14 protein-coding genes are annotated in these 17,534 nt (G+C 68.9%); 3 read left to right on the top strand and 11 right to left on the bottom strand.

Features of this window, described 5'->3' with window-relative positions; genetic code table 11:
* Nucleotides 1-62 precede the first annotated feature (62 nt).
* The 11 genes from ureC to otnI all read right to left on the bottom strand — a co-directional run bounded on the left by ureC (nt 63) and on the right by otnI (nt 12,360).
* Nucleotides 63-1,775, bottom strand: coding sequence for an urease subunit alpha (ureC, locus tag ABEG18_RS26140; protein WP_406855948.1), 1,713 nt, complete (start codon nt 1,773-1,775; stop codon nt 63-65).
* A gap of 10 nt (nt 1,776-1,785) precedes the next feature.
* A complete protein-coding gene (locus ABEG18_RS26145; RefSeq protein WP_406855949.1) occupies nt 1,786-2,160 on the bottom strand; it encodes a hypothetical protein in 375 nt (124 codons plus the stop codon).
* Between the two features lie 156 nt (nt 2,161-2,316).
* On the bottom strand, nt 2,317-2,937 hold the full coding sequence (locus ABEG18_RS26150; RefSeq protein WP_406855950.1) for an urease subunit gamma: 621 nt from the start codon (nt 2,935-2,937) through the stop codon (nt 2,317-2,319).
* Nucleotides 2,938-2,950: 13 nt separating this feature from the next.
* Nucleotides 2,951-3,799, bottom strand: coding sequence for an urease accessory protein UreD (locus ABEG18_RS26155; protein WP_406855951.1), 849 nt, complete (start codon nt 3,797-3,799; stop codon nt 2,951-2,953).
* A 249-nt stretch (nt 3,800-4,048) separates the two neighbouring features.
* Nucleotides 4,049-4,744, bottom strand: a complete 696-nt coding sequence (gene urtE, locus ABEG18_RS26160) for an urea ABC transporter ATP-binding subunit UrtE (RefSeq protein ID WP_406855952.1) — start codon at nt 4,742-4,744, stop codon at nt 4,049-4,051.
* A gap of 1 nt (nt 4,745) precedes the next feature.
* On the bottom strand, nt 4,746-5,510 hold the full coding sequence (urtD, locus tag ABEG18_RS26165) for an urea ABC transporter ATP-binding protein UrtD (protein ID WP_406855953.1): 765 nt from the start codon (nt 5,508-5,510) through the stop codon (nt 4,746-4,748).
* A gap of 4 nt (nt 5,511-5,514) precedes the next feature.
* On the bottom strand, nt 5,515-6,681 hold the full coding sequence (gene urtC / locus ABEG18_RS26170; protein WP_406855954.1) for an urea ABC transporter permease subunit UrtC: 1,167 nt from the start codon (nt 6,679-6,681) through the stop codon (nt 5,515-5,517).
* Complete coding sequence (urtB, locus tag ABEG18_RS26175) at nt 6,678-8,282, bottom strand: urea ABC transporter permease subunit UrtB (RefSeq protein WP_406855955.1); 1,605 nt, start codon at nt 8,280-8,282, stop codon at nt 6,678-6,680. Before urtB ends, urtC begins: the two co-directional genes overlap by 4 nt.
* 121 nt (nt 8,283-8,403) lie before the next feature.
* A complete protein-coding gene (gene urtA / locus ABEG18_RS26180; protein ID WP_406855956.1) occupies nt 8,404-9,693 on the bottom strand; it encodes an urea ABC transporter substrate-binding protein in 1,290 nt (429 codons plus the stop codon).
* 270 nt (nt 9,694-9,963) lie between these two features.
* On the bottom strand, nt 9,964-11,547 hold the full coding sequence (locus ABEG18_RS26185) for an alkaline phosphatase family protein (RefSeq protein ID WP_406855957.1): 1,584 nt from the start codon (nt 11,545-11,547) through the stop codon (nt 9,964-9,966).
* A gap of 18 nt (nt 11,548-11,565) precedes the next feature.
* Nucleotides 11,566-12,360 (bottom strand): 2-oxo-tetronate isomerase, encoded by a 795-nt coding sequence (gene otnI, locus ABEG18_RS26190; protein ID WP_406855958.1) that lies wholly within the window; start codon nt 12,358-12,360, stop codon nt 11,566-11,568.
* Between the two features lie 304 nt (nt 12,361-12,664).
* Here otnI and ABEG18_RS26195 point away from each other — a divergent pair, with 304 nt between their 5' ends.
* From ABEG18_RS26195 to ABEG18_RS26205, 3 genes are all read left to right on the top strand, one after another.
* Nucleotides 12,665-14,908 carry a heavy metal translocating P-type ATPase gene (locus ABEG18_RS26195; RefSeq protein WP_406855959.1) on the top strand — a complete coding sequence of 748 codons (2,244 nt, stop codon included), beginning with the start codon at nt 12,665-12,667 and terminating at the stop codon, nt 14,906-14,908.
* A 54-nt stretch (nt 14,909-14,962) separates the two neighbouring features.
* Nucleotides 14,963-16,228 carry an allantoate amidohydrolase gene (locus tag ABEG18_RS26200; RefSeq protein WP_406855960.1) on the top strand — a complete coding sequence of 422 codons (1,266 nt, stop codon included), beginning with the start codon at nt 14,963-14,965 and terminating at the stop codon, nt 16,226-16,228.
* A gap of 140 nt (nt 16,229-16,368) precedes the next feature.
* Complete coding sequence (locus ABEG18_RS26205; protein WP_406855961.1) at nt 16,369-17,490, top strand: BON domain-containing protein; 1,122 nt, start codon at nt 16,369-16,371, stop codon at nt 17,488-17,490.
* The last annotated feature ends 44 nt before the right edge of the window (nt 17,491-17,534 follow it).

The following is a 17,534-nucleotide window of genomic DNA, read 5'->3' on the forward strand; positions in this document are numbered from 1 at the left end:
CGGATGCGGCAACGCAGGGCGGCGATGCGCGCCGGTCAAGGCTCGTCGACGACTCGAAAGGTTCAGAACAGGAAGTAGCGCTGCGCCATCGGGAGCTCCGTGGCGGGCTCGCAGACCAGGAGCTCGCCGTCGGCCGTCACCGCGTAGGTCTCCGGATCGACCTGGATGTCGGGCGTGGCGTCGTTGTGGATCATGGACGCCTTGGAGATGCCGCCGCGCACGTTTTCGACCGGCACGAATTCCTTGGCGACGCCGAGCTTCTCGCGCAGGCCGTCCTGCATGGCGGCCTGGGAGACGAACACCACCGAGGACGCCGTCAGCGCCTTGCCGAAGGCGCCGAACATGGGCCGGTAGTGCACCGGCTGCGGCGTCGGGATGGAGGCGTTCGGGTCTCCCATCGGGGCGGCCGCGATGGATCCGCCCTTGATCACGAGGTCCGGCTTCACGCCGAAGAAGGCGGGCGACCACAGCACCAGGTCGGCCAGCTTGCCGACCTCGACCGAGCCGATGTGCTTGGATACGCCATGCGCGATGGCGGGGTTGATGGTGTATTTGGCGATGTAGCGCTTGGCCCGGACATTGTCGTTGCCGGACCCGTCGCCCTTCAGCGAGCCGCGCTGCTTTTTCATCTTGTCGGCCGTCTGCCATGTGCGGGTGACGACTTCGCCGAGCCGGCCCATGGCCTGGCTGTCGGACGACATCATCGAGAGCGCGCCCAGGTCGTGCAGGATATCCTCGGCCGCGATGGTCTCGCGCCGGATGCGGCTTTCCGCGAAGGCGAGGTCCTCGGGGATCGACGAGTCGAGGTGGTGGCACACCATCAGCATGTCGAGATGCTCGTCGAGCGTGTTCACCGTGAAGGGCCGGGTCGGGTTGGTGGACGAGGGCAGCACGTTTTTCAGCCCCGCCACCTTGATGATGTCCGGCGCATGCCCGCCGCCCGCGCCTTCGGTGTGGAAGGCGTGGATGGTGCGGCCCTTGAACGCCGCCACCGTGTCCTCGACGAAGCCGGATTCGTTCAGCGTGTCGGTGTGGATCATCACCTGCACGTCGTGGTCGTCGGCGACGTTCAGGCAATTGTCGATGGCGGCCGGCGTGGTGCCCCAGTCCTCGTGCAGCTTCAGCGCGCAGGCGCCCGCCTTCACCATCTCGACCAGCCCCTCGGGCCGGGAGGCGTTGCCCTTGCCGGAGATGCCGAGATTGACCGGAAAGGCGTCGAAGCTCTGGATCATCCGGGCGATGTGCCACGGCCCCGGCGTGCAGGTGGTGGCGTTGGTGCCCGCCGAAGGGCCGGTGCCGCCGCCCAACATGGTGGTGACGCCCGACATCAGCGCGTGCTCGATCTGCTGCGGGCAGATGAAGTGGATGTGGCTGTCGAAGCCGCCGGCCGTGAGGATCTTGCCCTCGCCGGCGATGATGTCGGTGCCCGGCCCGATCACGATGGTGACGCCCGGCTGGATGTCCGGATTGCCGGCCTTGCCGATGGCCGCGATGCGACCCTCCTTGAGGCCGACGTCCGCCTTCACGATGCCCCAGTGATCGAGGATCAGCGCATTGGTGATGACGGTGTCCACCGCCCCGGCCGCGTTGGTGATCTGCGACTGGCCCATGCCGTCGCGGATGACCTTGCCGCCGCCGAACTTCACCTCCTCGCCATAGACGGTGAAGTCCTTCTCGACCTCGATCACCAGCGACGTGTCGGCGAGCCGCACCTTGTCGCCCGTGGTGGGCCCGAACATGTCCGCATAGGCGGCGCGGGAGAGCTTGGTGGCCATGACCAGGTCCTTATATTCTGCTGATTTCATCGCTCATTAATTTGGCGTAATGCGCTTCAACACGCTCAAACAAAGCTCTGGCCGTTTCGTCAATTTTTATAGTCCGTTCTGCATCGAGCTTTCTAGATTCCTGGCCGCCAAACTCACTATGCAATGCGTCAATATTTCGAACTAAATCCTCGGCATTCTGTAATTCACTTTCAGGAAATAAATACCTCTTATCTAGAAAAAACGATTTATAACGATACAATGAAATCAGTGATTGTGCACTTAAGAGTGCACGAATTTTAACTCGAAGTTCTAAGCCATCTGAAGAACCAAAATTGTGTTTTAGAGTGCTTCTGTTTTCCTGTAACTCCGCAACAAATTTCTCAATAGTATCCAATCGTTGTTTTAATACATTTATCAGAATCTCCCGTCGTTTTGTTCTTTTGTTAACAAAATTAGTGTAGAAGACTCCTGCTATGCCAAAAAATAGATCCTATTGTTACCGAAACTATTGTTGCTGAAATCTGACTCAAGCCAGTCTCCGTGGTGTTAGTTACAGCTTCCCCATCACGGCCTGCCGGAACCCGTAGACCTCGCGGTTGCCCGCCAGCGCCACCAGCCGGACTTCGCGCGTCTGGCCGGGCTCGAACCGCACGGCCGTGCCGGCCGGGATGTCGAGGCGCATGCCGCGCGCGCGGTCGCGGTCGAAGCTCAGGGCCGCGTTGGTTTCGGCGAAATGGTAGTGGCTGCCGACCTGAATGGGCCGGTCGCCCGTGTTGGCGACCGCGAGCGCGACCGTCTTGCGGTCGACGTTCATGACGATGTCGCCGTCCAGCGTCATCACCTCGCCCGGAACCACGGCCCCGGACGCGCCCCGGATGGGGTTATGCACGGTGACCAGCTTGGTGCCGTCCGGGAAGGTGGCCTCCACCTGCACGTCGTGGATCATCTCGGCGATGCCATCCATCACCTGGTCGGCCGTGATCACGTGCGCGCCGGCCTCCATGAGGTCGGCCACCGAGCGCCCGTCGCGGGCGCCTTCCACCACGAAGTCGGTGATCAGCGCGATCGCCTCGGGGTGGTTCAGCTTCACGCCGCGTTCGAGCCGCCGGCGGGCCACGTTGGCCGCCATGGCGATCAAAAGCTTGTCCTTCTCGCGCGGGGAGAGGTTCATCGGACGATCTCGCTCAGCATTGCCAGACCCGCGGCAGCGGGCCCGATTGGAACCGGGACAGGAAGGCGGCCATGTCGGCCCGCAGCACGGCGGGCGACTCGGCGGCGAAACGCAGGCACAGCATGCCGTTCCAGGCGCTCGCGCCGCAATCGGACTTTGCGCCGTCCAGCGCAGTTCTAGCTTCTTCGATGCGGCTTTCCGCGTTTGGCGCGAGGTGCAGAACGGTTGCAACCGCCCGGGCGCCGCCGCCCAACGCCGGGCGGCCCAGCGTGTCGGCAAGCGAGCCGTCCAGCCGAACGGCGTCGGCGAAGACGAGTCGGCCGCCTCGGCGCACCTCCCAGCGGTCTTCGAACAGCCCCTCGCCGAGCGTCTCGCCCGACGCGACGCGGCCGAACACGACGGTTTCGGCCAGCGTCAGGCTGGCGGTTTCGGCCATGTCGACCTTGAGGCGTCGACGCAGGCGCGAGCCTGAGAACAGGATGGACTCCTGCGGCAGCCAGGACAGGCGCGCCCCGTCGGCGATGTCGATGGCCACCGCGATCTCGGCCGCCGCGCCGTCCGAACGATAGATCTTCTCGGCCGACTGCGTGGTGAGCACCGCCTCTCCGCGCGCGTCGAGCGTGAGCGACACGTCGAGCCGGTCGCCGCCCGTCATGCCGCCGCCGGTGTTGATCATCACTGCTTCGCAGGCGGCCGCCTTCGGAAACTTCAGCCGATAGCCGCCCGCCTCGCGCAGCGCCATGACGCGCGTACCGCGCCCGGTGGGAGCGAAACGCGCCTGGATGACGCCGGAAGCGCGCACATAGGCGGGAAGGGCGGCTGGGCGTGCGCCCGTGGCCTCGAATTCGGGATCCCGCAGCATCAAACGCGTCGGTCCATGGCGATCATCCCTCCCCTGCAGGGGAGGGTGGACGGCGCGAAGCGCCGGACGGGTGGGGCCTTCGCCAGGCGATGCGCTGCAGCGTCGAAACCGGCGCAGTCCCGCGGGCGTCGCCCCACCCACCGCCTGCGGCGGTCCCCCCTCCCCTGAAGGGGAGGGACGGCGCACCGCGATCGCGGCCGAAGTAACGCAGTTGGCGCGCGCCCGTCAGTCCCGTTCATCGCGTCCGCCTCACACCGAGAGATGCCGGCGCACATCGGTCTCGACCATGTCGGCGCGGGCGCCGGCGAGCACGATCTGGCCGCGGTCCATCACCGCGAACGTGTCGCAGAGGTCGCGGGCCCATTCGAAATATTGTTCCACCAGCAGGATCGCCATGTCGCCTTTCTGGCGAAGGTAGTCGATGGCGCGGCCGATGTCCTTGATGATGGAGGGCTGGATTCCCTCGGTCGGCTCGTCCAGCACCAGCAGCGCCGGCCGGGTCACCAGCGCGCGGCCGATGGCGAGCTGCTGCTGTTGGCCGCCCGAGAGGTCGCCGCCGCGGCGGTTGAGCATGTCCTTCAGCACCGGAAAGAGGTCGAATATCTCGTCCGGGACGAAGCGCTGGGCGCGCGGCAGCGGGGCGAAACCGGTCTCCAGGTTCTCCTTCACGCTGAGCAGCGGGAAGATCTCGCGCCCTTGCGGCACATAGGCGATCCCGCGCCGCGCCCGGTCGTAGGGGGCGAGGCCGGCGAGGTCGGCCCCGTTCCAGGCGATGCGCCCGCGCTTGATCGGCTGGACCCCCGTGATGGCCCGCAGCAAGGACGACTTGCCGACGCCGTTGCGGCCCAGCACGGCCGTGACCTGCCCGGGCTGCGCCTCCAGGGAGACGCCGCGCAGGGCCTGGGCCGCGCCGTAATAGAGGTCGATCGCCTCGATGGAGAGCATGTCAGCGTCCCAGATACACTTCGACCACGCGGTCGTTCGTCGACACCGCGTCGATGGCGCCTTCGGCCAGCACGGAGCCCTCGTGCAGGCACGTCACCTTGCAGCCCAGCGCCCGCACGAAGGCCATGTCGTGCTCGACCACCACCACGGCGTGGTCGCGCGCGATGGTGGCCAGCAATTCGGCGGTCTGCTCGGTTTCGTGGTCGGTCATGCCGGCGACGGGCTCGTCGACCAGCAGCAGCTTGGGGTCCTGCGCCAGCAGCATGCCGATCTCCAGCCATTGCTTCTGGCCGTGCGACAGGTCAGCCGCGAGGCGGTGTCGGTGATCCTTGAGGCCGATCGTCTCCAGAACCTGGTCGCGCTCTCCGGCGGTGACGCGGTTGCGCCAGCCGAACAGCGACGAGGCGGCCGTGCGCGGGCCCTTCATGGCCAGCAGGATGTTGTCGTCGACCGTGTGGCTCTCGAACACCGTGGGCTTCTGGAATTTCCGCCCGATGCCCAGCTCCGCGATGGTCGCCTCGTCCAGGGTCGTGAGGTCGACCTTGCCGTCGAACAGCACGTCGCCGGAATCCGGACGCGTCTTGCCGGTGATGCAGTCCATCATGGTGGTCTTGCCGGCCCCGTTGGGGCCGATGATGGCGCGCATCTCGCCATGGCCGATCACCATGGACAGGTTGTTCAGCGCCCTGAAGCCGTCGAACGAGACGCTGACGCCGTCCAGATACAGGATGGACTGGGTGAGTTCGGGGTTGGTGACGGACGACATGGGATCACTCCGCCCCGGCCGGCTGCGGGCCGGGATCGACGCCTTGCTCTGAGGCCAGCGCTTTGGTCGAACGCGCCTCCGCGCGGCCCTTGCTCCAGGACGTCATCGTGCCGACGATGCCCTTGGGCAGGAACAGCGTGACGACCACGAACAGCGCGCCGAGGCCGAACAGCCAGATCTCCGGGAAGGCTCCGGTCAGCCAGGTCTTGGCCCAGTTGACCAGCACGGCGCCCAGCGCCGCGCCGACCAGCGTGCCGCGCCCGCCGACCGCGACCCAGATCACGGCTTCGATGGAGTTGGCGGCGGCGAATTCCGACGGGTTGATGATGCCGACCTGCGGCACGTAGAGCGCCCCCGCGACGCCCGCCATGCAGGCCGACACCGTGAAGGCGACGAGCTTGTAGCGCTCCACCCGGTAGCCCATGAACCGGGCGCGGCTCTCCGCGTCGCGGATCGCGATCAACACCTTGCCGTAGGCGGAGGTGACGAGCGCGCGGGATAGGAGGTAGCCCAGCGCCAAAGCCGCCACGGAGACGACGAACAGCCCCACCCGGGTGCTCTGCGCCTGGATGTTGAAGCCCAGGATGTCCTTGAAGTCGGTCAGGCCGTTATTGCCGCCAAAGCCCATGTCGTTGCGGAAGAAGGCCAGCAGCAGCGCATAGGTCATCGCCTGCGTGATGATCGACAGGTAGACGCCTGTGACGCGCGAGCGGAAGGCGAACCAGCCGAACACGAAGGCCAGCAGGCCGGGGACCACGAGCACCATCAGCATGGCGTAGGGAAAGTGCTGGAACCCGTACCAGGTGACCGGGAGCTCCTTCATGTTCAGAAAGACCATGAAGTCCGGCAGGATCGGGTTGGCGTAGACGCCGCGGGTTCCGATCTGGCGCATCAGATACATGCCCATCGCGTAGCCGCCGAGGGCGAAGAAGGCCCCGTGGCCCAGCGAGAGGATGCCGCAATAGCCCCACACCAGGTCGAGCGCGACGGCCATCAGGGCGTAGCAGAGATATTTCCCGAGCAGCGACACCGCATAGGTCGGCACGTGGAAGGCGGAGCCGACCGGTACGGCGAGGTTCAGCGCCGGCACCAGGATGGCGGCGGCCGCCAGGACCAGCAGGAAGACGCGGCCGCGCACGTCCAGGTCGGTGAGGAGCTTGGAGGCGATCATGCTTCGACGGCCCGACCCTTGAGCGCGAACAGGCCGCGCGGACGCTTCTGGATGAACAGGATGATGAAGACCAGCAGCAGGATCTTGCCCAGAACCGCGCCCGCGAAGGGCTCCAGGAACTTGTTGGCGATCCCCAGCGTCATGGCCGCCACCAGCGTGCCCCACAGGTTCCCGACGCCGCCGAACACCACCACCATGAAGCTGTCGACGATGTAGCTCTGGCCGAGATTGGGCGAGACGTTGTCGATCTGCGAGAGCGCCACACCGGCGATGCCGGCGATGCCCGAGCCGAGCCCGAAGGTGAGCGAATCCACCCAGGGCGTGCGGATACCCATGCAGGACGCCATGCGGCGGTTCTGCGTCACTGCGCGCATCTTCAGCCCGAAGGACGTGGCCTTGAGGACGAACAGCAGGGCGGCGAAGACGGCGAGCCCGAACACCACGATCCAGAGCCGGCCATACGTGATGGTCAGCCCGTGAAAGTCGAACGCGCCTGACATGAAACTTGGCGCGCCGACCTCGCGGTTGTTGGCGCCGAAGATGGACCGGACCGTCTGCTGCAGGATGAGGCTCACCCCCCAGGTGGCCAGCAGGGTCTCCAGCGGACGGCCATACAGGAAGCGGATGATCCCGCGCTCGATGACGATGCCGACCGCGCCCGACACCAGAAAGGCGAGGGGCAGCGCGATCGCCAGCGACCAGTCGAACAGGCCGGGAAATTTGGTGCGCAGCGCCTCCTGCACCACGAAAGTGGTGTAGGCGCCCAGCATCACCATCTCGCCATGGGCCATGTTGATGACGCCCATCACGCCGAACGTGATGGCGAGGCCGATCGCTGCGAGCAGCAGGACCGAGCCGAGCGACAGGCCGTACCAGACGTTCTGGACCGAGGAGAGCAGCGCGATGCGCCGCTCGATGGTGGCGGCGGCGGATTCGGCCGCCACCTTGACGATTGGCGTGCCGTTGGCGCGGAGCGCGGCCAGGAGGGACACCGTGTCCTGGTCCCCGCGTTCGGCCATGACGTCGATGGCGGCGACCTTGTCGGCGTCGCTGGAGTCCGCCTTGGACAGGATCGCGGCGGCCCTGGCCTGCCCCAGCGCGCGCTTGACGCGCGGGTCGGCTTCCTTGGCGAGCGCCGCGTCGAGCGCCGGGAGGGCGGTTGCGTCGCGGGACTTGAACACCGCCTCGGCGGCGGAGAGGCGCTTGGCCGGGTCGGGGTTGAGCAGCGTCAGCGATCCCAGCGCGGCCTCGATGGCGCGCCGGACGCGGTTGTTGACGCGCACGGACTTCAGCCCGGAGGGCTGGGACGCGGGGGCCGCGCCGGTCCTGGCGTCGACATAGGCGCCGTTCGCCGTCTTCATGTAGACGCCCTTGTCGGCGGGCGAATAGGTGAGGGCGCCGTCGGTGAGCGCCTGCAGGGCGGCGGCGGCCTTGTCGTCGCCGGTGCCGGCCAGGTCCCCGATCGCGGCCTCGATCTCGGCGAAATTCTCGGTGGCGATGCGCGCGAAGGCGGAGTCGAGGTCGGCCGCGCGCGTCGGGAGCGGCGCAAGCGTGGCCAGGGCCAGCCCGAGCAGGGCGAGGAGGAGACGCGCGAACCGCATCGGGCGGACCTTGGTGAGGTGGGTGGGAGCGGGAACCGCGGGCGGTCAGGTCCGCGGTTCGGGAGGCGTCGTCATCCCCGGCCCGCCGCGAGGCGGCCGGGGATGACCCAGCGGGGGATGATCAGTTGGTGGTCTTGCCGCCGCACTTGCCGGTCTTCACGTTGAAGTTTCCGCAAGACATCGGGGCGCGCCAGTCGGAGATCAGGTCCTTGGAGCCTTCCAGGTAGTCAGACCACTCGTCGCCGACCACCTGGGCGGTCTGCTGCACGATGGAGAACTGGCCGTCGGCCTTGATCTCGCCGATCAGGACCGGCTTGGTGATGTGGTGGTTCGGCATCATGGCCGAGTAGCCGCCCGAGAGGTTCGGAACGGTGACGCCGATGAGGCTGTCGATCACGGCCGACGTGTCGGTGGTGCCGGCCTTCTCGACGGCCTTGACCCACATGTTGAAGCCGATGACGTGAGCCTCCATCGGGTCGTTGGTCACGCGCTTCGGGTTCTTGGTGTAAGCCTTCCACTGCTCGATGAAGGTCTTGTTGACCGGCACGTCGACGGACTGGAAGTAGTTCCAGGCGGCGAGATGGCCGACCAGCGGCTTGGTGTCGATGCCGGCGAGTTCTTCCTCGCCCACCGAGAACGCCACGACCGGGATGTCGGTCGCCTTCACGCCCTGGTTGCCGAGCTCCTTGTAGAACGGAACGTTGGCGTCGCCGTTGATGGTCGACACCACGGCGGTCTTCTTGCCGGCCGAGCCGAACTTCTTGATGTCGGCGACGATCGTCTGCCAGTCGGAATGACCGAAGGGCGTGTAGTTGATCATGATGTCCTCGGCCTTCACGCCCTTGGACTTCAGGTACGCCTCGAGGATCTTGTTGGTCGTGCGCGGGTAGACGTAGTCGGTGCCGGCCAGCACCCAGCGCTGGACCTTCTCGTTCTCGGCCAGGTAGTCGACGGCCGGGATCGCCTGCTGGTTCGGGGCGGCGCCGGTGTAGAAGATGTTCTTGGAGGACTCTTCACCCTCGTACTGCACCGGGTAGAACAGGATGCCGTTGTTCTCCTCGAACACCGGCAGCACGGACTTGCGCGACACCGAGGTCCAGCAGCCGAACGTGGCCGCGACCTTGTCCTTCAGAAGCAGCTCCTTCGCCTTCTCGGCGAACAGCGGCCAGTTGGAGGCGGGATCGACCACCACGGCCTCGAGCTTCTTGCCGAGGAGGCCGCCCTTCTTGTTCTGCTCGTCGATGAGCATCAGCATGACGTCTTTCAGCGTGGTCTCGCTGATCGCCATGGTGCCGGAGAGCGAATGCAGGATGCCGACCTTGATGGTCTGCGCCTGGGCCGCCATTGAGGCGACCGAAACGCTCGCCGCGACGGCTGCGGCGGTGACGAATGACTTGATACGAAGCGACATGGGTACGAGCCCCCCTCTCATGCGGTTCAGTGACCGATGAACAAGGTTCGCAAGCGGCGTGCCAGATCGCCGCGGCGCTGCGCGCCGGGGCGGTCGAGGCCGAATAAGCTGAAATGAATCAGGAAAATGGGGCCGGACGCCTTGCGTCGCCGCCGTCCGACGCCCTTGTGGCTGGCAGGGGCCGGGCGGCGCGCCTCGTCGGATTTCCGTCGAGACCTTGCAAACATCAATCCCGAGCGGAAGGATCAGGCAGGTTGTACTGCCCGCATTTTAGGCAGAGGGCGCGAATCCGCGCGCTCCCGTCCAGTGGCGCGGCCCGGCATGGGCGAGCTTGGTGTTGGCGAGCGTGCGGTCGGCATGCAGCATCCTGTGCGACAGCAGCCGGCCGGCGAGGCGCGCGCGCTGGGCGGCGTGAGCGGGATCGTCCGCCAGATTCGTAAACTCGCCCGGATCCTCGGCGAGGTTGAACAGGAGCGGCGGCAACGCCGTGAAGTGCGCATATTTCCAGCCCTCCTCGCGAATGACGTCGAGGGTGCACTGGTCCGGCGTGAGCCCGAGCTTCTCCTCCAGCCCGCCGCCGCCCAGCGTGCGGAAGTCGAACTCCCAGAACGCGTAGTCGCGCCAGGCGGGGCTCTCGCCGCTCAACCACGGCCCAAGGGAGAGCCCGTTCATCTCGGGCGGGATCTCCTGGCCGAGCCAGTCCAGGATCGTGGGCGCGAGGTCGACGGATTCGGTGAAGGCGTCCACCACGCGGCCTTTCACGCCCTCCGGCATGCCGGGGGCGCGCACGATCAGCGGCACGTGGTTGGACGCGTCGTGAAAGCCGCCCTTGCCCCAGCACCAGTGGTCGCCCAAGAGCTCGCCATGGTCGGAGGTGAAGACCACGAGCGTTTCGTCCCACTCGCCGGTCTCCTTCAGGTGCGCGACGAGCCGCCCCAGATGCGCGTCGATCTCGGCGATGAGGCCGAGATAGACGGCGCGAATGTCCTGGATCTCGTCGGGCGCGGCGGTCTGGGCGTTGACCTGCGTCTTCAGGTAGTCGGCGGTGTCCTGCTCGTGCAGCCAGGCGTCCAGGAAGGGGTGGACGGCGCGCTCCTGCGCCAGCGTCTCCCGGCGCAGGGGCGGGGCCACGGCCTCCGCCGGCACGAGCCGGTTATAGGGCTCGGGCGCGATGAAGGGCGGGTGCGGCCGATACCAGACGAAGTGGACGAACCAGTTCTCCTTGCGGCGCAGGCGCCACCAGTCCAGCAGCCGGTCGGTGAGCCAGGCCGTGTCGGAATCGTCGGCCCGGTAGAGCGCCGGCCCGCGCGAGAACCGCTTCATCTCCCGGGTGGAGCCGGGGTGGTGATAGATGTTGCGCAGGCGCTTGGGGAGCTCGTATCCGCGTTTGGCCAGGTCCGTGAGCCAGGGCTCCAGGCTGGCCTCGTTGAGGGCCGCTTCCAGGCGCAGGCCGGGCAGCACGCCTTCGAAGCTGCGCGCGCGGGGGTCGCCCGGCGCGGTGGTCCTGGGGTCGATCGAGGAATCCGTGTAGCCGAACAGGACCGGATCGTACCCGCTCTTGCGGGCTTCCTGGAACAGGTTGGTGAAGCGCGCGTCCAGCGGCGTGGCGTTGCGCACCGAGCGGTGAACGAACGGATAGAGGCCGGTGAGCAACGTCGCCCGCGCCGGTCCGCAGGGCGCGGCGCAGGTGTAGTGGCGGCGGAAGGTCACGCCCTCGGCGGCGAGCGCCTTCAGGTTGGGCGCGATGTCGAGATCCCCCGCCAGCGCCAGCGCGTCGGCGCGCTGCTGGTCGGTGGTGATGAACAGCACCTTGCGGCGCGGCGCCTCTGCGGCGGGAGGAGTGGGTTCCGTCATGGAGCGCTCGTGTCCCGGTCAGGCGGACTTGGCCCCGGCTCCGCGTCGCCACGCGTTGAACCAGCCCAGGCCCTCGACGGTGCCGGCCCGCGGCCGGTACTCGCAGCCGACGAAGCCCGCATAGCCCAGCCGGTCCAGCTCCGCGAACAGGAACGGATAGGCCAGCTCCTCGCCGTCCGGCTCGTTCCGGCTGGGCACGCTGGCCACCTGGACATGCGCCACGATCGGCAGCATGGCGCGCAGCGCCATGGTGACGTCCCCATGCAGGATCTGCCGGTGGTACATGTCGAACTGAAGCTTCAGGTTCGCATGTCCAGACTGCGTGACGATCTTCGCGGCGCGGTCGAAGTCGTTCATGAAATAGCCCGGCATGTCGCGCCCGTTGATGGGCTCCAGCAGCACGTCGGCGCCGAGCGGGCCCATGGTCTCGCAGGCCAGAGCGAGGCTCGCTTCGAACGACGCCCGCGCGGCGGGATCGGCCGGGTCCGCCATGCCGCTCATGAGATGGACGCGCCGCACGCCGGTCGCCTCCACATAGGCGGTGGCGCGGTCGAGACCCTCGCGGAACTCGGCCTCGCGGCCCGGCAGCGCCGCGATGCCGCGCTCGCCTTTCGCCCAGTCGCCTGGCCACAGGTTGAACAGCGCCTGCGTCAGGCCGTTCTCGCGCAGCCGCTGCTCGATCGCCTCTGGCGGGTGCTCGTAGGGAAACAGGAACTCGACCGCCGCGAAACCGGCGTCCGCCGCCGCCGCGAACCGGTCGAGGAACTCCCATTCGGTGAACATCATCGAGAGATTGGCGGCGAAACGCGGCATGGCTGGTCCCCTCGAAACAGGCGCTCGCGGCTTGCCCGCCCCGCGCGGGGGCGCGTCGCCGGCGTGGCCGTTTCGGCGAGCGAAGCGCGCCGCGCCCGGGCTGTCCAGCCCTCATCGCGCAGTCCTGCGCCGCGCCCCGCGCCGCAGGCGTCCGGCTTGACGCGCAGCAATGCGGCTGGCTCGGGACAGGCGGAGGCTGCGCGCGCGCCGGGCGGGCCCGCTCCGGCTTGTGGCCGGCTCGCCCACACCCCTTATAAGGGCCTGCGGGGCGTGCGTTTCGCCCGCGGCTTGTCTGGATGCTCTGATGTCCCATGCGCTCCCTATCGACATCGCCATCGACGGGATGACCTGCGCGTCCTGCGTGGCCCGGGTCGAGAAGGCGCTCTCGAGCGTCCCCGGCGTCGTCAAGGCTGAGGTCAACCTGGCCACCAAGATGGCGCGCATCGAGGCGGACGTCGCCGCCGCGCGGGCGACGCTGCCGAACCAGCTCGTCGCCGCCGTCGAGGACGCCGGCTACGAGGCGGCCGCGATCGAAAACGAGCGCGGGGCCGAAGAAGCGCGCCAGCGCTCGCTCCAGCGCGCCGAAGCGGCGCGGCGGCGCGCCCTCATCGCCTTGGCGCTCTCCGCGCCCTTCCTGGCCGGAATGGCCCTGGAGTTCGCCGGATGGGGCGCGCCGATCCCGCCCTGGATTCAGGCCGTGCTGGCGGGCGTCGTCGTGTTCGGGCTCGGCGGCCGGTTCTACGCGTCCGCCTGGAAATCGATCCGCGCCGGCTCGGCCACCATGGACCTCCTGGTCGCCCTCGGGGTGACGGCGGCCTATGGACTCAGCATTTATCTGTGGACCGCCTCGGTCCAGAGCGCCGCGGCCGGCCATGGCGCCGCCCACGCCGCCATGGCGCCGCATCTTTACTTTGAGAGCGCGGCCGTCGTGGTGGCCTTCGTGCTGCTCGGCAAGTGGCTGGAGGAGCGCGCCACCACCGAGACCGCGTCCGCCATCCGGGCGCTGGCGCAGCTCAGGCCCGCCACGGCCCGCGTCCTGGAAGGGGGCGAGGAAGTAGAGAAGCCGATCGTCCTCGTGAAGGTCGGCGACGCCGTCGCGGTCCGGGCCGGGGAGCGCATCCCGGTGGACGGGCGCGTTCGCGACGGCTCCGCCGGCGTCGACGAATCCATGGTGACGGGCGAGAGCCTGCCGGTGACGCGCTCGCCGGGCGATCCGGTGATCGGAGGCTCCGTCAACCTCGACGGGCGCCTGGTGGTGGAGACCACCGCCGTCGGCGCCGAGACCACGCTCGCCAAGGTGATCCGGCTGGTGGAGACCGCCCAGGCCTCCAAGGCGCCGGTGCAGCGTCTTGTCGACCAGATCAGCGCCGTGTTCGTGCCCGTGGTGATCGTCCTGGCCGCGATTACGCTGCTGGGCTGGGCGCTCGCGACCGGCGACTGGGAGCGCGCGCTCGTCAGCGCCGTCTCGGTGCTGGTCATCGCCTGCCCGTGCGCGCTGGGCCTCGCCACCCCCACGGCCATCCTGGCCGGAACCGGCGTCGCGGCGAAGCACGGGATCCTGGTGCGGGACGCGGCGTCGCTGGAGCGGGCCGCCCGGACCTCCGTGGTCATGTTCGACAAGACCGGCACGCTGACGGCGGGCGCCCCGACGGTCACGGCCGTCCTGTCCGCCGGGACCGTGAGCGAGGACGAGGTCGTCCGGCTTGCGGCGGCGCTCGAGGCGGGGAGCGACCATCCGCTGGCGGCCGCGATCCGCGGCATGGCGCTGGACCGCGGCGGCGCGTCGGGGCCAGCGGCCGCATCATTCAAGGTGCTGGTCGGCGGCGTCGAAGGCGAGGTCGAGGGCCGCCGCCTCGTCTTCGGCAATCGCGCCTGCATGGAGCAGAACGGCGTCGACGTCTCCGCTCTGCGGGACCGGGCCGAGGCGCTGGGCCGCGACGGCCAGGGCGTATCCTGGCTCGCCGATGGCGAGGCTCGGCGCGCGCTGGGCGCTATCGCCTTCGCGGACGAGCCGAAGCCCACCTCGCGCGAGGCGATCGAGACCCTGGCCGCCGCCGGCCTCAAGACCGTGATGATCACCGGCGACGGCCGCGGCGCGGCCGAGCGCATCGCCCGGTTGCTGGGGGTGAACGATGTCGTCGCCGAGGTCCGGCCGGACGGCAAGGCGGCCGCCGTGTCGGAGTTCCGCGGCGCGGGCCGGGTCGTCGCCATGGTGGGCGACGGCGTGAACGACGCGCCGGCCTTGGCGGCCGCCGACGTCGGGATCGCGATGGGCGGCGGGGCCGACGTGGCCGTCGAGGCGGCCGGAATCACGCTGATGCGGGGCGATCCGCGGCTGGTCTGGGCCGCGATCGACCTGTCGCGCCGCACGGTGCGGACCATCCGCCGCGGCCTGTTCTGGGCCTTCGCCTACAATGTGGTCGGCATCCCGCTGGCGGCCTTCGGCGTGCTGTCGCCTGTCGTCGCCGGCGCGGCCATGGCGCTCTCCAGCGTCAGCGTGGTGCTCAACGCCCTGATGCTCCGCCGCTGGTCGCCCGGTCTTCGCTGAAGGCGGCCGTTCCGCGCCGTTGCCGTGCGGCGACGTTTCTGCTTAGCCTCGGGGATGACCAGCACCGTCCCGTCCATTCGCCTCGCGCCCGCCAGCTTCGGCGCGGTCGCGATGCAGCGCCTCGAGGATCTCCGCGCCTTCACGGATGTCCCGGGGCAGATCCACCGGCTCTACCTCTCGCCGTCGCACCGGGCGGCCGCCGACGCCGTCGCCGCCATGATGCGCCAGGCGGGGTGCGACGTGGTCGGGATCGACGCGCTCGGGACCGTGACGGGCCGCTACGAGGGAGACCGGCCCGGGCTGCCGGCTCTCCTCATCGGCTCGCATATCGACACCGTGAAGGACGCCGGCGCCTATGACGGGACGTTCGGCGTCGTGGCCGCCATCGCGGTGATCGAGGAGCTCAGCCGGGCGGGTCAGCGCCTGCCTTTCGCCGTCGAGGCGCTCGCCTTCGGTGACGAGGAGAATGTCCGCTTTCCCAGCAACCTGTCCTCCTCCCGCGCGCTGGCCGGCCGCTTCGATGTCGCCACCCTGGACGGCCAAGACGAAGATGGCGTCAGCCTCCGGCGGGCGCTGGTCGACTTTGGCGGCGATCCCGACGGGATCGCTGGCCTGGCGCGCGCGCGAGACAGCGTGCTCGCCTATGTCGAGCTGCACATCGAGCAGGGGCCCGTTCTGGAGGCCCGCGACCTGCCGGTCGGGGTCGTCACCGCCATCAACGGCGCGAGCCGCCGAAGGCTGACGGTGGCGGGCGAGGCCGGCCACGCCGGCACCGTCCCCATGGCGTTGCGGCGCGACGCTCTGGCGGCCGCCGCCGAGATGGCGGTCGCCGTCGAACGGCTCGGCGCGGCCCAGGCCGACACGGTGGCGACGGTAGGACGCTTCGTCGTGGAGCCCGGGGCCGTCAACGTCATCCCCGGCCGAGTCCTGTTCACGCTCGACGCCCGCAGCCCGGACGACGGCGTCAGAACGCGGCTCGTCGAGGCCATCGAGCAGGAGTGCCGGGCCATCGCGGCGCGCCGCCGAGTCGAGCTCACGGTCGAGCCGTTCTACGACGCCCCCGCCTCCCCGTGCGATCCGGAGATCCGGGCGGGCCTCGCCGCCGCAGTCCGGGGACGGCAGATCCCGGTGCTGGAGCTGCCCTCCGGGGCCGGCCATGACGCGATGGCGATGGCGGCGCTCTGCCCCACCGGCATGCTGTTCGTCCGCTGCAAGGGCGGGATCAGCCACAATCCGGCGGAGTCCATGACGCAGGCCGACGCCGAGGCGGCCATCGCGGTGCTGGTCGACTTCGTGCGGGGCTTCCGCCCCCCGGCTTAGCCTCCCCGCCGCACCGCTCGGCGGCTCGGTCGGGGGCGCGCCGGCCGGAACTTCCCGGTGTTCCGGGCATTGATGGAGCTCTTCCCCAATAGGCTGTCCACAGCCCCATGATTCCTGCACGTCAGGAGAGGAGGATCCCCATGGCTTATGAAGATCGCTTCCGCGACCCGGACCGCAAGCGCTGGACCGAGGACCGCTACGGCTCGGACCGCAACCGCATGTCAGGCTCAGGATCGTCCTTCGGCGGCGGATCGGGCGGCATGGACCGCGACCGCAACCAGCGCTACGGCCAGGGCGGCCGCAACCAGACCTGGGAGCGCGCCGGCGACTGGGGCCGCGACGAGACCGGACGCGGCGACGACTGGGGCGGCTCGCGCGGCGCCGACCGCGAGCGGGACCGCGGCTGGCATGGCGGCTCGCGCAACGAAGATCCCGTGGCGCCCGAATACGGTCCGACCCGCGGCGCCCCGTCCTATTCGGCTGGCGGCGAGGACCGTTACGGCTTTGGCGGCGGATACGGACGCTCCGGCTATGGAGAGCGTGATCGCGGCTACCGCGGCGGCGGCTATGGCGGCCGCGAGCAGGGCTCCGATTGGGGCTCGTCGTCCTGGGGGTCGTCCTCGGGCGGACGCGGCTATGAGGGCCGGTCCGACCGGTACTCCGACCGTGATCGCAACGAGCGCGGCTTCTTCGACAGGGCCAGCGACGAGGTCGCATCCTGGTTCGGCGACGACGAGGCCGAACGCCGGCGCCGCCAGGACGCGGCCCAGGACCAGAGCCACCACCGCGGCCGCGGCCCTCGCGGCTACAGCCGGTCCGACGACCGCATTCGCGAGGACGTCAACGACCGCCTGACCGACGATCCCCACATCGACGCCAGCGACATCGAGGTCATGGTCCAGAACGGCGAGGTGACCCTCAGCGGCAACGTCAACGAGCGCTTCGCCAAGCGCCACGCCGAGGACATCGCCGAGAGCGTCTCGGGCGTCACCCATGTGCAGAACAACATCCGGGTGAAGCGCCAGGAGACGGGGCAGGGGATGGGCGGCTCGGGCTATGGCTCGAACCCGTCCGACAACGCCAGCATCTACAGCGCGAACGCCGGCAGCGGCGGCTCCATGACGTCCGGCTCCACCACGACGGGCGGTTTGGCCTCGTCGACCGGCACGGGCGCCGACGCGACCGGGGCGAGTTCGACCGGATCGAGCGGCGCGAACCTGGCGAGCGGCGGGTCGAGCCGCAAGACCGGCCGCACCGCCTGACGGCGCGCCGATTCCCAAGCGATCTCGAGGGCCCCCGCCGACCG

The organism is Alsobacter sp. KACC 23698, assembly GCF_045348435.1.
Classification (GTDB): Bacteria; Pseudomonadota; Alphaproteobacteria; order Rhizobiales; family Beijerinckiaceae; genus Alsobacter.

Coding starts and splice junctions, on each gene's coding strand:
- ureC (WP_406855948.1), bottom strand. CDS start 1,775: ATGGCCACCAAGCTCTCCCGCGCCGCCTATGCGGACATGTTCGGGCCC.
- ABEG18_RS26150 (WP_406855950.1), bottom strand. CDS start 2,937: ATGAACCTCTCCCCGCGCGAGAAGGACAAGCTTTTGATCGCCATGGCG.
- ABEG18_RS26155 (WP_406855951.1), bottom strand. CDS start 3,799: ATGCTGCGGGATCCCGAATTCGAGGCCACGGGCGCACGCCCAGCCGCC.
- urtE (WP_406855952.1), bottom strand. CDS start 4,744: ATGCTCTCCATCGAGGCGATCGACCTCTATTACGGCGCGGCCCAGGCC.
- urtD (WP_406855953.1), bottom strand. CDS start 5,510: ATGTCGTCCGTCACCAACCCCGAACTCACCCAGTCCATCCTGTATCTG.
- urtC (WP_406855954.1), bottom strand. CDS start 6,681: ATGATCGCCTCCAAGCTCCTCACCGACCTGGACGTGCGCGGCCGCGTC.
- urtB (WP_406855955.1), bottom strand. CDS start 8,282: ATGCGGTTCGCGCGTCTCCTCCTCGCCCTGCTCGGGCTGGCCCTGGCC.
- urtA (WP_406855956.1), bottom strand. CDS start 9,693: ATGTCGCTTCGTATCAAGTCATTCGTCACCGCCGCAGCCGTCGCGGCG.
- ABEG18_RS26185 (WP_406855957.1), bottom strand. CDS start 11,547: ATGACGGAACCCACTCCTCCCGCCGCAGAGGCGCCGCGCCGCAAGGTG.
- otnI (WP_406855958.1), bottom strand. CDS start 12,360: ATGCCGCGTTTCGCCGCCAATCTCTCGATGATGTTCACCGAATGGGAG.
- ABEG18_RS26195 (WP_406855959.1), top strand. CDS start 12,665: ATGTCCCATGCGCTCCCTATCGACATCGCCATCGACGGGATGACCTGC.
- ABEG18_RS26200 (WP_406855960.1), top strand. CDS start 14,963: ATGACCAGCACCGTCCCGTCCATTCGCCTCGCGCCCGCCAGCTTCGGC.
- ABEG18_RS26205 (WP_406855961.1), top strand. CDS start 16,369: ATGGCTTATGAAGATCGCTTCCGCGACCCGGACCGCAAGCGCTGGACC.